This window comes from Mucilaginibacter mallensis, assembly GCF_900105165.1.
Classification (GTDB): Bacteria; Bacteroidota; Bacteroidia; order Sphingobacteriales; family Sphingobacteriaceae; genus Mucilaginibacter; species Mucilaginibacter mallensis.
On record NZ_LT629740.1, the window covers coordinates 1,809,920 to 1,824,895 of the forward strand.

At 41.4% G+C, this 14,976-nt stretch carries 14 protein-coding genes; 5 read left to right on the forward strand and 9 right to left on the reverse strand.

Going from position 1 to position 14,976, the window contains the following annotated elements; genetic code table 11:
* Positions 1–43: 43 nt before the first annotated feature.
* From BLU33_RS07340 to BLU33_RS07350, 3 genes are all read right to left on the reverse strand, one after another.
* A complete protein-coding gene (locus BLU33_RS07340; RefSeq protein ID WP_091370805.1) occupies positions 44–1,321 on the reverse strand; it encodes an adenylosuccinate synthase in 1,278 nt (425 codons plus the stop codon).
* A gap of 36 nt (positions 1,322–1,357) precedes the next feature.
* Positions 1,358–1,825 carry a Fur family transcriptional regulator gene (locus tag BLU33_RS07345; RefSeq protein WP_091370807.1) on the reverse strand — a complete coding sequence of 156 codons (468 nt, stop codon included), beginning with the start codon at positions 1,823–1,825 and terminating at the stop codon, positions 1,358–1,360.
* A gap of 113 nt (positions 1,826–1,938) precedes the next feature.
* Positions 1,939–4,161: a RelA/SpoT family protein gene (locus BLU33_RS07350; RefSeq protein WP_091370809.1), complete on the reverse strand. Its 2,223-nt coding sequence runs from the start codon at positions 4,159–4,161 to the stop codon at positions 1,939–1,941.
* A 110-nt stretch (positions 4,162–4,271) separates the two neighbouring features.
* Here BLU33_RS07350 and BLU33_RS07355 point away from each other — a divergent pair, with 110 nt between their 5' ends.
* From BLU33_RS07355 to bshB1, 3 genes are read left to right on the forward strand one after another with little or no spacing between them, the layout of a single operon-like run.
* Positions 4,272–4,886, forward strand: coding sequence for a DUF4294 domain-containing protein (locus BLU33_RS07355; RefSeq protein ID WP_091370812.1), 615 nt, complete (start codon positions 4,272–4,274; stop codon positions 4,884–4,886).
* 2 nt (positions 4,887–4,888) lie between these two features.
* A complete protein-coding gene (locus BLU33_RS07360; RefSeq protein ID WP_091370814.1) occupies positions 4,889–5,389 on the forward strand; it encodes a glutathione peroxidase in 501 nt (166 codons plus the stop codon).
* A 16-nt stretch (positions 5,390–5,405) separates the two neighbouring features.
* Positions 5,406–6,128 (forward strand): bacillithiol biosynthesis deacetylase BshB1, encoded by a 723-nt coding sequence (bshB1, locus tag BLU33_RS07365; RefSeq protein ID WP_091370817.1) that lies wholly within the window; start codon positions 5,406–5,408, stop codon positions 6,126–6,128.
* Positions 6,129–6,215: 87 nt separating this feature from the next.
* Here bshB1 and BLU33_RS07370 read toward each other — a convergent pair whose 3' ends face one another.
* The 3 genes from BLU33_RS07370 to BLU33_RS07380 form a co-directional block, all read right to left on the reverse strand.
* Positions 6,216–6,653, reverse strand: a complete 438-nt coding sequence (locus BLU33_RS07370) for a hypothetical protein (protein ID WP_091370820.1) — start codon at positions 6,651–6,653, stop codon at positions 6,216–6,218.
* Positions 6,654–6,852: 199 nt separating this feature from the next.
* Positions 6,853–8,184, reverse strand: coding sequence for an L-lysine 6-transaminase (gene lat / locus BLU33_RS07375; RefSeq protein WP_091370822.1), 1,332 nt, complete (start codon positions 8,182–8,184; stop codon positions 6,853–6,855).
* A 347-nt stretch (positions 8,185–8,531) separates the two neighbouring features.
* On the reverse strand, positions 8,532–9,419 hold the full coding sequence (locus BLU33_RS07380; RefSeq protein ID WP_091370824.1) for a 1-aminocyclopropane-1-carboxylate deaminase/D-cysteine desulfhydrase: 888 nt from the start codon (positions 9,417–9,419) through the stop codon (positions 8,532–8,534).
* A gap of 64 nt (positions 9,420–9,483) precedes the next feature.
* Between BLU33_RS07380 and BLU33_RS07385 the strand changes: the two genes are divergently transcribed.
* Both BLU33_RS07385 and BLU33_RS07390 read left to right on the forward strand, forming a co-directional pair.
* Positions 9,484–10,515: an RluA family pseudouridine synthase gene (locus tag BLU33_RS07385; RefSeq protein WP_091370827.1), complete on the forward strand. Its 1,032-nt coding sequence runs from the start codon at positions 9,484–9,486 to the stop codon at positions 10,513–10,515.
* A 104-nt stretch (positions 10,516–10,619) separates the two neighbouring features.
* Positions 10,620–11,450, forward strand: a complete 831-nt coding sequence (locus BLU33_RS07390; RefSeq protein WP_317040563.1) for an aminotransferase class IV — start codon at positions 10,620–10,622, stop codon at positions 11,448–11,450.
* A gap of 122 nt (positions 11,451–11,572) precedes the next feature.
* Here BLU33_RS07390 and BLU33_RS07395 read toward each other — a convergent pair whose 3' ends face one another.
* From BLU33_RS07395 to BLU33_RS07405, 3 genes are all read right to left on the reverse strand, one after another.
* Positions 11,573–12,502, reverse strand: coding sequence for a DUF3050 domain-containing protein (locus tag BLU33_RS07395; protein WP_232009414.1), 930 nt, complete (start codon positions 12,500–12,502; stop codon positions 11,573–11,575).
* A 209-nt stretch (positions 12,503–12,711) separates the two neighbouring features.
* The gene (gene fmt / locus BLU33_RS07400) at positions 12,712–13,629 is read right to left on the reverse strand and encodes a methionyl-tRNA formyltransferase (RefSeq protein WP_197684578.1); all 918 of its coding nucleotides are present in this window, start codon (positions 13,627–13,629) and stop codon (positions 12,712–12,714) included.
* A 94-nt stretch (positions 13,630–13,723) separates the two neighbouring features.
* The gene (locus tag BLU33_RS07405; RefSeq protein WP_317040564.1) at positions 13,724–14,953 is read right to left on the reverse strand and encodes an exo-beta-N-acetylmuramidase NamZ family protein; all 1,230 of its coding nucleotides are present in this window, start codon (positions 14,951–14,953) and stop codon (positions 13,724–13,726) included.
* Between the last annotated feature and the right edge of the window lie 23 nt (positions 14,954–14,976).

The following is a 14,976-nucleotide window of genomic DNA, read 5'->3' on the forward strand; positions in this document are numbered from 1 at the left end:
GATTGCTTCGTATCTCGCAATGACGCGAGCCTTAGTGAAATTATTAATATAATTCCAACGTTTGAACCCTGTCCGGTCCAACTGATAAATATTTTACCGGAACACCTAGTTCCTGCTCTAAAAATTTGATGTATGATTGCAATTTCGCAGGTATTTCTGATAATTCAGTAATGCCTGTGATATCCTCGTGCCAGCCATCAATTTCTTTTAAAACCGGAATTGGTTCAACAGCGCATATATCATATGGCATATAATCGATAACCTCGCCTAAATAGTTATAGTGAGTGCAAGCGTAGATCTTATCAAAACCACTTAAAACATCAGCCTTTGTCATTACCAGTTCGGTAACCCCGTTAAGCATTATAGCATATTTTAACGCAGGAAGATCTATCCAGCCGGTACGGCGTGGCCTGCCTGTGGTAGCGCCAAATTCATGGCCTATACGGCGTAGTTCTTCACCGGTTTCATCGTTTAATTCAGTAGGGAATGGGCCACCGCCAACGCGTGTGCAATAAGCCTTGAAAATGCCGATCACCTCACCAATTTTATTAGGCGCTATACCTAAACCGGTACATGCACCTGCAGTTGTAGTGTTTGATGAAGTAACAAACGGATATGAACCAAAGTCGATATCAAGCATAGTACCTTGCGCACCTTCGGCTAAAACTTTTTTGCCTTGTTTAATAAAATCATTAACCAAATGCTCAGAATCAACCAGCGGGAATTGTTTGATCAGATCTACAGCTTCAAAGAATGCTTTTTCACGTTCAGAGAAATCAGCTACATCACCATACAGGGATTGCAGCATTGATACGTGCTTATCAACAAGCTTTTGGTAGCGTTCCTTAAAATCAGGCAGGGTTATATCTCCAATACGCAGGCCATTACGCCCGGTTTTGTCCATATAAGTTGGGCCAATACCTTTTAAGGTCGATCCGATCTTACCTTCGCCCATTTTCTTTTCAGATGCTGCATCAAGCAGTTGGTGGGTAGGTAAAATAAGGTGTGCCTTTTTAGCTATAACCAGGTTTTTCTTCGCTAAAAGATCGTGCCCGGCATCTTTCAATTTTTCTATTTCTTTTTTAAGGGTAATAGGGTCAATAACCACACCATTACCAATAAGGTTTAGGGTGTTATTGAAAAATATGCCTGAAGGGATAGTGTTCAGTACAAATTTCTTACCATCAAACTCCAGGGTGTGCCCTGCGTTCGGTCCGCCTTGAAAGCGCGCGATCAGATCATAATCGGCACTAAGTACGTCAACAATTTTCCCTTTACCTTCATCGCCCCATTGGAGGCCTAATAATACGTCAACAGCCATTAATTTTATATCGAATGTTAATGAAAGGGGGCAAAGTTATATTTTTCTGTCACAAAAACCTGCTCTTAATTTTGCACAATCACCATATAAGTTTAAAGAGTGGTGTTTTATTTCAAATTTTAGCAGGTCGCCCATCATGCTTTGTATCTGTTGAATACGCGGATCGCAGAATTCAACCACCTTGCCGCAATTGATACAAATGATGTGATCATGCTGTTTATAGCCGTATGATTTCTCAAACTGGGCCATGTTTTTACCAAACTGGTGCTTGGTAACCAGGTCGCACGATACCAGTAATTCCAGGGTATTATATACCGTAGCACGGCTTACACGATATTTTTTATTTTTCATGTGGATATATAATGATTCCACATCAAAGTGATCGCTACGGGAGTAAATTTCTTCGAGTATAGCAAAACGTTCAGGGGTTTTCCTGAGGTTCTTATTTTCGAGGTAAGCCTCAAAAATATTTTTAACCAATGCAATGGTTTCTACTTGCTGCATAATAAATTATTAACAGGGGTAAAGTTAATGATAATTTTAGTTATTGGTTTATTGAGTTGATTAGGTGAGTAGTTTTTAAACCATTCACTTAATCAACCATTCACCAATCAACATCAAGATGCTTTTTCCACCGCCGAATCAAAGCGGGTAACGGAAGTAACACCTTTTACGGTTTTTAATTTCTTGGTCAGGTTATCAAGGTGATGGGTGTCATTTACATAAACCATAATAGTACCTTCAAAAATACCATTATCGCTGTCAACAGTAATTGATCGCATATTTACCTTAAAATCGTTGGATATTACGGTAGTTAATTGGTTTATTAAGCCAACATCATCAATGCCGGTAATACGCAAGCCAGTTAAAAATGCCAGTTCCTGCTGATTGGTCCAGCGAGCTTTTACTATACGGTAGCCATAATTGGCCATTAGTTTAGCGGCATTAGGGCAGTTGGTACGGTGGATTTTTATGCCATCGCTCACGGTAACAAAGCCAAATACATCATCGCCAGGGATAGGGTTACAGCAATTGGCCAGCTTGTAGTCAATCTTCTGCATATCCTCGCCAATCAGCAACATATCACTGTCCTTGGCTTTAATACTCCTGATCAGGCTTTGTACCTGCTCAACCTCTATTCTGTCAGGCGGTTTGTTTTCAACTATTTTTTCTGATGCCTGATACTCTTTCAGGTCCTTCATGTCAATAAGGCCTTTGGCCACGTTATAAAACATGTCGAGCGTTGATGGCAGCTTGAAATAATAGCTCAGCTTATGTATATTTTCGGAGTTATAGGTGATCTTTAACGATTTAAGCTTACGCTCCAATATCTCCTTGCCGGTTTCGGCAATCTTGCGTTTTTCTTCTTTTAATGCTGATTTTATCTTGGCTTTAGCCTTGGCGGTAACCACAAAATTCAGCCAATCCTCCTTAGGGGTTTGCTTGCTTGATGTGATGATCTCCACCTGGTCGCCGTTCTGTAACTTGTAGTTCAGCGGTTCCAGTTTATGGTTCACCTTGGCGCCGATACAGCTTGCGCCCACATCAGTATGTATCTCAAAAGCAAAATCGAGCGAGGTTGCATTTAGCGGCAATTGAATAAGCGCGCCTTTTGGCGTAAAAATGAAGATCTCATCAGAGAAAAGATTCATCTTAAAATCATCCAAAAAGTCTAATGCATTTGAGTCAGGATTTTTAAGCAGGTCCCTTACTTTTTGCACCCACAGGTCCAGTCCGCTATCGGTTGATGATTCTTTATATTTCCAATGTGCGGCAAAGCCTTTTTCGGCAATCTCATTCATGCGCGTGGTGCGTATCTGCACCTCAACCCATTGGCCGCGCGGCCCCATAACAGTTGTATGCAGCGATTCGTAACCATTTGCCTTTGGCGATGATATCCAGTCGCGCAGCCTGTCGGGGTTTGGCCTGTACAGGTCGGTAATTATGGAGTATGCCTTCCAACAGTCGGCCTTTTCGTTTTCCGGTGTGCTGTCCAGTATTATCCGGATGGCAAATAAGTCGTATACCTCCTCAAAGGGTATCGACTTCTTTTTCATCTTGTTCCAGATAGAGTGGATAGATTTCGGCCTGCCGAATATATCAGCTGAAAGCCCTTGCCCGTCAACTACCTTTCTAACCGGTTCAATAAAATCACGGATAAATTTCTCCCGTTCAGCCTTTTTCTCATTCAGCTTATTTTTAATGAACTGATAGGTTTCCCTTTCCATATATTTCATGGAAAGATCCTCAAGCTCTGATTTTATGGCATATAAACCCAAGCGGTGGGCGAGGGGAGCATACAGGTAAACAGTTTCTGATGAAAGTTTTAGCTGCTTATCGCGCGGCATAAACTCCATGGTACGCATGTTATGCAGGCGATCGGCCAGCTTAATTAGTATCACCCTCACATCATCAGCCAGGGTAAGCAGCATTTTACGGAAATTCTCGGCCTGTAATGAGCTGTTGGTATCAAAAACGCCCGATATTTTGGTTAAGCCATCAATGATCATGGCTACCTTTTTACCAAATTCCCTTTCAATATCCTCCAGCGTAACATCAGTATCCTCCACCACATCATGCAGCAGGGCACACACAATTGATGTAGTACCCAAACCAATTTCTTCGGCAGCAATTTGCGCTACTGCAATAGGGTGGTATATATATGGCTCGCCTGATTTGCGGCGCATGGCTGCATGGCTTTCCAATGCCATATCAAACGCCTTGCGTATCATGCGTTTATCACCTTTTTCAAGGGTAGATTTACACGCGCGTAACAAAGCGCGGTATCTTTTTAATATCTCGTTTTTTTCAACTTCCAGATCAATCACTAACTCTTTCATCTATCTCTCCGTAACAAAAAGCAATGTAATATACTTGTAACCAAAATTATAAATAACAGGTAATTGTAAAATACAAAATAAAATGCATTATTTTTGTATTAGGTAAAATTATGAAATTTATTGGTATCCTTATTCTGTTTTGCTGTGCGGTTGGAGTTGTTAAGGCCCAAACGCCAAAACCTGCACCAACTAAATTAGGCAAAAATGATACCATAAGAACATACATGACTGTTCTTGATGGTGAATATGTGCCCTGGATAGTTACCGAGCAGGTTAATATTCGTGATGTGCGTGTGTTTAAAAGCCAGGCTGACAGGGATGCTTATAACCGATTGGTATATAATGTACATAAAGTAATACCATACGCACACTTCGCGGGCCAGAGATACAGGCAGTTACAACGTGACCTGGCGCTTACGGCCGATAAACACAAACAAAAGCAGCTCATAACTACTTGTAATGATCAGATAAAAGATTTATTTAAGAAAGAGATAGAGAACCTGACAATAAGTCAGGGTGAGGTTTTAATTAAGCTGATTGACAGGGAAACCGGCAATACCAGCTATGAGTTAGTTACACAATTAAAAGGCGGATTGGATGCTTTTATGCTGCAATCAGTAGCCAAAATATTTGGTCATAACCTGAAAGAAACGTACGACCCGGACGAAGAACGGGACATCGAAACAATTCTTCAGCAAGCGGGTTATGATTCTGTTAAAAATTAATAATGGATAGCAAAAGCATCTATCAGTTTGATGTTCAAAAATTAGACGGTGAAGAGATAAGCCTGGAGGGATATAAGGATAAAGTGCTATTAATAGTTAACACCGCTTCCCAATGCGGTTTTACGCCCCAGCTAAAAGACCTCGCAGCATTAAAAAACGCATTTACAGGCCGTGACTTTGAGATACTTGCATTCCCATCAAATGACTTTGGCGGGCAGGAACCTTTGGACGGTGAGGCAATAGGCGCTTTTTGTGAGAGCTATGGTTCAAACTTCCCTGTTTTTGATAAGATAAGGGTTAGAGGCCCGTATGCGCACCCTTTATACAAGTTTTTTGCCGATAAAAAGCAAAATGGCAAGCTCAACTCTGTACCCCGTTGGAACTTCCACAAGTTTTTGATTGATAAAACAGGCTTAATAACTGATTTTTATTTTCCGTTCACTAAACCTACATCATCAAAGATCAGGAAAAAGATAGAGCGTTTGCTTACCGCAAAAACGTAATTACTGAATTTATTTTATGACTAAATTAGATATACTGGTTTTACCCGTACACCCGGATGATGCCGAACTTGGCTGCGGCGGTACTATTTTAAAACATATAGCCTTAGGTAAAAAAGTTGGTATTGTTGACCTTACCAGGGGAGAACTGGGCACCAGGGGATCAGCTGAGATACGGGCGCAGGAAGCCGCGGCAGCAGCCGAGATTTTAGGGCTTACACTGCGGGATAATCTTGAATTACCGGATGGCTTTTTTGAAAATACCAAGGAATATCAGTTAAAGGTAATTGAAGTGATCCGCAAATATCAGCCGGATATTATAATAACCAATGCGCATTATGACCGCCACCCAGATCATGGGCGTGCAAGCGACCTGGTTGAAACCTCGACTTTTTTATCGGGCCTCAGGAAAATAGAAACTTATTTTGAGGGTGAACTGCAGCAAGCATGGCGACCTCATTTATTACTGCATTTTATTCAGGATCAATACATTCAGCCTAATGTAGTAATAGATGTTACCGATTATTGGGATAAAAAGATTGATAGTGTAATGGCTTATGGATCGCAGTTTTATAATCCCGAATGGAAAGGAGAGCCTCAAACCTATATTTCATCGCCTGAGTTTATTAAGATAATAGATGGCAGGGGACTGGAGTTTGGCAAAAGCATCCAGGTGAAATATGCTGAAGGCTTTACATCAAAGAAGATTTTTGGAGTAGATAGTTTGTTTGATCTGCGTTAATTGTTAGTCCAAAGTCGAACGAAGGTCTTTAGAGTCATGAGTCGGATATGAAAATTTGACTTAGGACTAAAGACTTTAGACTAATGACTAAAGAGAAACATACTCATACCTGTTATTATCGTGGCTTCTTTCTCTTCTCAGCTTATGCTCATTCGCAAGCTTCAGTAATATGCCCGATAACTCCGAAGTTTTAAATTCCGAATCGAAATTATCCTTGCAATAATTAGCAATAGAGGCTATTGAGCGTGGGGTATAAAAGAAATCGGTGCTTAGCAGTTGGTTTAAAACTTTTGTAGCGCCCGGTTTTTTACGGCCATTTACGGAGTCGTTATCATGATCGTCTGATCGTTGCTTACCCTTTTTAGTAAATAGCTCAACCCCTTCCGTTTCGCTTCTCTCGGTATCAATTATCACATCTAATAGTTTTTCAACTATTTTTAACTGAACGGCTTCTGATTTAAATGAATTTACAACTTCTGCTATTTCTGCAAGTTGTTTCTTTAGTTTGTCGATGTGTTTGCTCATAATAATTGCTGATATGTTATTATGCTATTTTCTGTACAAAAATGCGTAATAGTTAAGGTATTTAACGCCCGAAATAAAAAGTATTATTTTCGGTATTTAATACACAACTAACGTTATCAAACGATTATAGTATTTTTAAAAATAAAAAAGTCCCTGTTTGGGTCAAAAACAGGGACTTGTAGCAATATTATTACAAAAGTTATAATTTACCGCTTATTTTTTCAAGAATAGTGAGCCCTTCATCAATATGGCTCTTATTAATAATAAGTGCCGGCCTAAAGCGGATACTATTATTTCCACAGCCTAAATACATTACGTTATTATCCATACCTACGTTAATAAACTTATCGCGGGTGGTTTTATCCGGAAAGTCAAAAGCTGCCAACAGTCCTTTGCCGCGTACATTGGTTATGATGGAGTTGCGGCTTGCAATATCAAGCAGCTGGCTTTGTAAATATTCACCCATTTGCGCGGCGTTATCACACAGGTTATCCTCCTCAATAATATCCATAATTTTGGATGCGCGTACCATATCAACCAAACTACCACCCCATGTTGAATTAATGCGCGATGATACATTGAAAACGTTATCCTCAATCTCATCCACTCTTCTGCTCGCCAGAATGCCACAAACCTGCATTTTTTTGCCAAAGGCGATGATATCAGGTCTGGCTTTTTCGCCAAAATGCTCGTGGCACCAGAATTTGCCGGTTAAGCCAACACCGGTTTGTATTTCGTCATATATCAGCATGGCTTCATTTTCATCGGCCAATATGCGCAGTTTTTCCATAAACTCCTTGCGGGCATGGTTATCACCACCTTCTGATTGTACGGGCTCAACTATAATGGCGCAAATATCATCCTTATTATCCTCAAAGGCCTGTTTTATTTGGGCGATGGATAACTCTTCTCTCTTTAACAGATCTTCGTGATTTGTATCAGAATAAGGGAATTTAATATAGGGGAATGATACCCGCGGCCAATCGAATTTGGCAAACCATTTGGTTTTGTTGGGCTGGGTATTGGTTAAGCTTAATGTATACCCCGAGCGGCCATGAAAAGCATGCTCAAAGTGGATCACTTTAAATCCTTTTTCCTTGGTATAACCTTTCGCGAAGTTCTTCTGTACCTTCCAGTCCATTGCCACCTTTAAGGCGTTCTCAATGGCCAGCGAACCCCCTGCAATAAAGAAAGCATGCGGCAGGTAATCAGGAATACCCACACGGTCGAAAGTGTCTACAAATTGCGCATATTGCGTGGTGTAGATATCGGAATTTGATGGGTTGGTCAGGGCCGCTAACATCAGGTTCTTTTTGAACTCCTCGTCGTTCACCATTTTAGGGTGATTATACCCTAGGGGCACAGAAGCGAAGCAGGTAAAAAAGTCGAGCAGGGTTCTTTTATACTTAGCATCGTAAATATAAACGCCCTTACTTTTTTCCATATCAAAAGTGAGGTCGAAGCCATCGGCCAGTACATGCTTTTGTAACGAAGCCCGTACATTTTCTGGTGAAACTAGGAGGTTATACATATCAATTGGTGTTTATACAAATCTACTAAAAACCGCCCAAAAACAATAATTTAGGCGGTTTTTGAACCGAATTGCAAAAAAGTAACTTTAAATTAACTAAAGTTGGTTTTTGTACCAAAAGCGAAATTGGTCGGGATGATTTGATGTGCATATTTCAAATGTGCAGATGTGCGGATGGCGGAATTTCTTCGTAAAAATCCCAAACCAAGGTGTTCGAAGATTTAGAAAAGGGTGTCATACTGAGCGGTAGTCGAAGTATGCGGACAAAGGCCTCTGCGCTCACCCTTCGACTATCGCTCAGGGTGACACCTATACGCGATAAGTTCACCGCTATTTGTAAAGGAAAGTTAAAATTTCTCTTTCATCCCTAGTAACCCCATCAATCCACCTGTATGTATTGCCAAAATCTTACTCCCCGGTTTAAAGTAATTCTTAGCAGCCAGGTCATACAAGGCATACAGCATCTTACCCGTATAAACAGGTTCGATCAATATCCCTGTATCAGCCACGAAAGTTTTAATAAAATTGATTAGCTCGGTATTAGTTTTGGCATAGCCTTCGAAGTGATAATCAGTATGTAATTGATAATCTGCTGGGGTAATTAGGAATCTGTCGATCTCATCCTTAATAAAACCGCCATTTTTAAACACAGGTATGGCATGAAATTCAGTATTCAACTGATGCTTTTGCAAGCCGTTGATAATGCCCGCTGCGGTTGTACCTGTTCCGCAAGCGCAAAAGATATGATCGTAAATTTCGGTAAGTTCATCAACCAGTTCGGCGCAGCCATTGGCGCCTTCGGCTGATGCGCCGCCTTCATCTATGAATATTGCTTCGTCATCATCGGCAAAATATTTATTAAACAGGGAAGGTTTATCACGGTAGCTTTCCCGCTCAACAAAAATTAATTGCATGCCATGCAGCTTGCATAAAAACAAGGTGTCGTTTTCAACTTCTTCGCCGCGCACAATGCCTGTCGCTTTAAAACCAAATTTTGCAGCAGCTGCCGCTGTTGCCAGTAAATGATTTGAGTAGGCCCCGCCAAAGGTTACCAGGTGGGTTTTATTTTGGTCGGATGCTTTTTTGAGGATATATTTTAGCTTGCGCCATTTATTGCCTGAAATCAGGGGGTGGATGAGATCATCACGCTTAATAAAAACCTTTAGATCTTGTTTGTCAAACAATTCATTTTTTAGCTGATGAACGGGACTGAAAATTTCAAGTTCAATATTCATTAAAAACTTTTGTATGTGGGCATCGGGAAAGTAAAGTTACGGTAAAACGTTTACTTTTGCGCCAATGATTGATGACGCGGAAATAAACGAGCAGGACGAACAGGACCTATACGAGCACCTACGCATAGTGGTTGATAAGGGCCAGTCGTTGCTGCGTATTGATAAGTTCCTGATGCACAGGGTAGAGAATGCCTCCCGCAACCGCATACAGAACGCTATTGAGCTGGGTAATGTGCTAGTGAATGATAAGGCTATTAAATCGAGCTATAAAGTTAAACCACTGGATGTGATATCGGTAGTGCTACCACACCCGCCGCGCGATACAGAAGTTTACCCGGAAGATCTGCCCCTGAATATAACTTATGAGGATGATGATCTGCTGGTGGTAAACAAAGCTGCCGGTATGGTGGTACATCCGGGTTATAATAATTATACAGGCACTTTGGTAAACGCGCTGGTGTTTCATTTTCAGCAATTACCAACCCTGCCGGGTAATGAAGGCAGGCCAGGATTAGTACACCGTATTGATAAAGATACATCAGGCCTGTTGCTCATTAGTAAAAATGAACGCGCCATGACCTGGCTCGCCCGCCAGTTTTATGAGCATACTATCACCCGCAAATATTTAGCCCTGGTTTGGGGCGACTTGGAGCAGGACGGAACCGTTACCGGCTATATAGGCCGCAGCGTTGCCGATAGGAGGGTAATGTCGATATATGATGATCCAGAGAAAGGAAAATGGTCTGTAACGCATTATAAAGTGCTTGAACGCCTTAATTATGTTACGCTGATAGAATGCCAGTTGGAAACCGGCCGTACACACCAGATACGTGCGCATATGAAGTATATTGGTCACCCTTTGTTTAGCGATGCTACCTATGGCGGTGATAAGATATTGAAAGGCACCGTATTCAGCAAATACAAACAATTTGTTGAGAATTGTTTTGAGATAATGCCCCGGCAGGCCCTGCATGCGCAAACCTTAGGCTTTGTGCACCCTACATTAAGAAAACGTATGTTTTTTGAAGCCCCGCTGCCACAGGACTTTGAAATGGTTTTACAAAAATGGCAGAAATATGCAACTGCACAGACATGAGACATTAGATTTGAGATAGAAAATATCTCCCGGCCAATTAATCGATTCTGACATTAGGCAGAACTTTAAACAACTACTTTTGTTCTCAAATCTCATATCTGAAGATGACATTTATAAATTTTAACGGGGAAATAGTACCTGCAGATACCAAATTATTAAGCGTAGCCAACCGGGGATTCCGGTATGGGGATGGTTTGTTTGAGAGCATGCGCCTGATGAAGGGGCAGCTCAAATTTGCCGACCTGCATGCAGATCGTTTGCAGCGCGGAATGAAAGCGCTTAAGATTGATGGTTACTCGCAAATGGATGCCTGGTTTTTGAAGGAACTGGCTGAAGAACTGGCTTTAAGAAACAAAGCCAAACATGCCCGCCTGCGTTTAACCGTTTTTCGCGATGCTGAGGGTTTATATATGCCTACCCAAAACAGGATGGGTTATTGTCTTGAACTAACACCCGTTGAGGAGCCCCGCTATTTTTTGAATAGCAAAGGTTTAATCATGGATATTTTTACCGATCTGCCCAAGCCATCTAATTATTTATCGAACATAAAAACCTGTAATTCGCTTACCTATGTAATGGCAGGTATTTTTAAAGCCCAGAATAAGCTGGACGAGGTTTTTTTACTAAATCAGAATGGATTTTTGTGCGAGGCAGGTAGCTCCAACGTATTTGTGTGGTATCAAAACCATTTATATACCCCTGCATTAAGCGAGGGCTGTGTTGAAGGGATAATGCGGCAGGTAATTATTAAAATCGCTCTTGAAAATAATATAGGAGTAACTGAAGCACAAATTAACCCCGATATATTATACGAGGCCGATGAAGTGTTTTTAACCAATGCTACCCGTGGTGTACAATGCGTAATGGGGTATGGTGTAAAGCGCTATTTTAATAAGGTAAGTAAGATGCTGGTTGATGAATTAAATAAGCTGTAGAATATATATTCTAATTGTCATCTCGAACGCTAGTGAGAGATCTTCTGCGAAAATAAATGGCGCTAATGCAAGGCCGCAGAAGGTTTCTCCTCGTACCTCGTTCGAAATGACAATGTTTGACATTACTCAACCACCACATGTGCTTTAATCGCATTCAAAATGCCATTCCAAAGGGCTATGCGGGCTTGCAGTGCTTCTTTAACTGCCACTAAAGCTTCATTCCATTTACGGTCATCCTCACCGCAAAGATCGGCCGTCATTTGATAGGCGAGGTTTGAGTGATGGTCGCCATCAACCTCAATATGCCTTTGCAGGTAGTATAATAATGTATCAACTTTACCAGGCAACTGCTGACTGATCTCTTTTACTATGCTGATAAACATATCAGGTATCAGGTCCTCACGGCCAAAGGTGAATACTGCAGCCTGTATATGCGGCTTGTTAGTATCAATTACATCAAAAGTATGCTGAACAAAATTGCGGGCTGCTAAAGGTATATCAGCAACTATAAGGGCTTCGTCAATATTTTTACCGTAGTTAAGCTCATTAAACAGGTCGTCAATGGCATTTGCCTGTATACCTGCCTGTTCCATCGCGTTTAAATAAAGCTCGAAATGACTAACACGGTTGCCATGTTCATCCATGTCGCTTTCTTCGCCGGTAACAATTTCGTTGATCAGGTAACGGGTATTGGCATTACCAACAGGCATCCAGGGCAGGGTAGTGCAGGTGAGTTTTTGCTGCAAGGCTTTTAACAGCGACATAAAATCCCACACCGCAAAAACATGATGTTCCATAAAAACGCTTAATTCAGCAAGTGAATTAATGTGTTTATATAATCTGTGGTCAATCAATTGTTTGCGAAGGGGCTCGATTTCTGCCTTTAACTGTTCTATCCTATGGGTATAATTTGCCATGCCGTAATTTAAAAATCGTTCCAAAAATAACGAGATAAAGCAGAAGTTAGTACACGCGGCGTTATTTTGACTTTGGGTTGATACATAAACCCTTGTCATACCGAACGATATCTGGAAGATTAAAAAGGATGTCATACTGAGCGGTAGTCGAAGTATGCGGGCAAAGGCCTCTGCGCTCACCCTTCGACTACCGCTCAGGGTGACATCCCTGCCCGATATTCGTGAGTCGGATATATCCCTTTGTCATCCTGAACGTTAGTGAAGGATCTTCTTCTTTAGCAAGGCGAATATGCAAATCGTAGAAGATTTCTCCCTCCGGTCGAAATGACAATGAGGAATATTAATTACAGCTTAACACCCCGTAAAAACTCTTCAATACCCATACGCTTTTTACCTTCAAGTTGCACATCAACAAGGTTTAATAAACCATCAGCTGTTGCAAATGATAGATACGTTTTATTGTCGGTTACAAAATGGCCGGGTTGTATATCAGGCTTGGTTTCCTGTTTTTCAACTTTATAAACTTTAAGTATTTTGCCATTGAGTAAGGTGTAGGCAGTAGGGATGGGGCTTAAGCCCCGGATGAGGTTATAAACTTTGTCAGTAGGCTGATTCCAGTCAATAAGGCAATTTTCCTTAAATATTTTGGGGGCGTGCTTTAGTTCTTCATTTTCAACCAGCTGACTTTGCGGGTATTCGCTGTACCTGCCGCTTTCAATGCCTTTAACAGTTTTTACCAGCAGGCCTGCACCTTTATTCATGAGGCGGTCATGCAGTTCGCCGGCAGTTTCATTACCGGTCAGGGTTATTTTTTCAGTAAATAATAAGTTACCGGTATCAATATCATGTTTTAAAAAGAAGGTGGTAACGCCGCTTTCCTTTTCGCCATTTATCAGCACCCAGTTTATTGGTGCCGCGCCGCGATATTGGGGTAGTAATGATGCATGTAAGTTTACAGTTCCTCGTATCGGCATAGTCCAAACAATATCGGGCAGCATCCTGAAAGCTACTACAACAAATAGGTCGGCCCCTAATGCCTGCAGTTCATCCAAAAAAGCCTGGTCCTTTAATTTTTCAGGCTGAAGTACCTTTAAATCATTTGCAACTGCATATTCTTTTACAGCACTTTGGCTTATCTTTTGCCCGCGACCAGCAGGTTTATCAGGGGCTGTAATAACGCCCACTATATCACAGCCAGATTTAATTAAAGCATCAAGTGATGTTACAGCGAACGCGGGAGTACCCATAAATACAATTCTCATGGTAAGGTTTTTCGTGGTATTAAGTGATGTATTCAGTAAAAAAAGTCAGTCACAAATGTTTGTAAACAGTACGTAACAATTTACAAACATTTGTTTAATTGTACAACAAATATTTGCGGCGCATATTTTTGTATTTGCTTAGCGCCGGCTCCCAGCTATAGCGGATCTGTTGTTCTGTTTTGCCGGCCTCAATTTGTTTTCTCAGTTCATCGCCCCCGGCAAGTTTTGCAAAATACGCATTAAAAAAATGCTGTTTATCAGGGAACGCCTTATATAATTCAATTAACCAGCTTAAATTTAGCCTGCCGGTAGTTTTTATGATGTTGGTATTATAATTCTTCAGGTCGATGCCGTAACAAGCCTGGTTTTTTTGCGGCGGATCTTCGCTCATGCCCGGTATGCTAACCGGCGTAAAATTATACGAATATTTATCCTTTAAAGCCGGGTGCCCAACCTCCTGAAAAGGCGTATAGGTTCCCCTGCCCAAACTAAGTGTTGTTCCCTCAAACAAACACAAGCCCGGGTAAAGCAAAACAGATTGCTGCGAATTTAAATTAGGGGATGGCCATACCGGTAAAGTATAACTTGAACTATGCGAATACCCTGCAACCTTAATGATCTTCAACTTGCATTGCACGTGATTTTTTAACCAGCCTTCGCCGTTTATCATTTGAGCGTATTCGGCAATGGTCATGCCATGTACTATGGGCACAGAGTGCATACCTACAAAGGAATGAAATGCGGTATCCAATATCGGGCCATCAACATAAAAGCCGTTGGGATTAGGCCTGTCGAGTATCATTAGCTCCACATTTTTCTCGGCGCAGGCCTCCATTACATAATGCAGGGTTGATATATAAGTATAATAACGTGCGCCAACATCCTGTATATCAAATATCACAAGGTCAAGGCCTTTTAAATCCTGCGGGGTGGGTTTATAATGTTTATTGCCGTATAGCGAAACTACCGGCAGACCGGTTTTAGGATCGGTACTGTCATTTACAGTAGCGCCATTGCTGGCATTTCCCCTGAAGCCATGTTCAGGGCCGAAGATCTTTTTTATGCTGATGCCAAGATTAAGCAGGCTATCCACACTCGGTGTCAGTTTATCGCCAATTACTGAAGTTTGGTTAACCACCATGCCTATATTCTTACCCTTGAGGTAATTAACATAAAGCTGGGTTTGGTCGGCCCCCGGGATAATTTTTTCAGTTTTTGTGTGCGACGCTTTATGACGGGCAGCAGGCACGTTTTGCGCGGCAACAGTATATGATATTAAACAGGCTATTATAGTGATCGAATGAATATTTTTCCTCATCATCATAAATTAGGCGTCATTTTTAACAG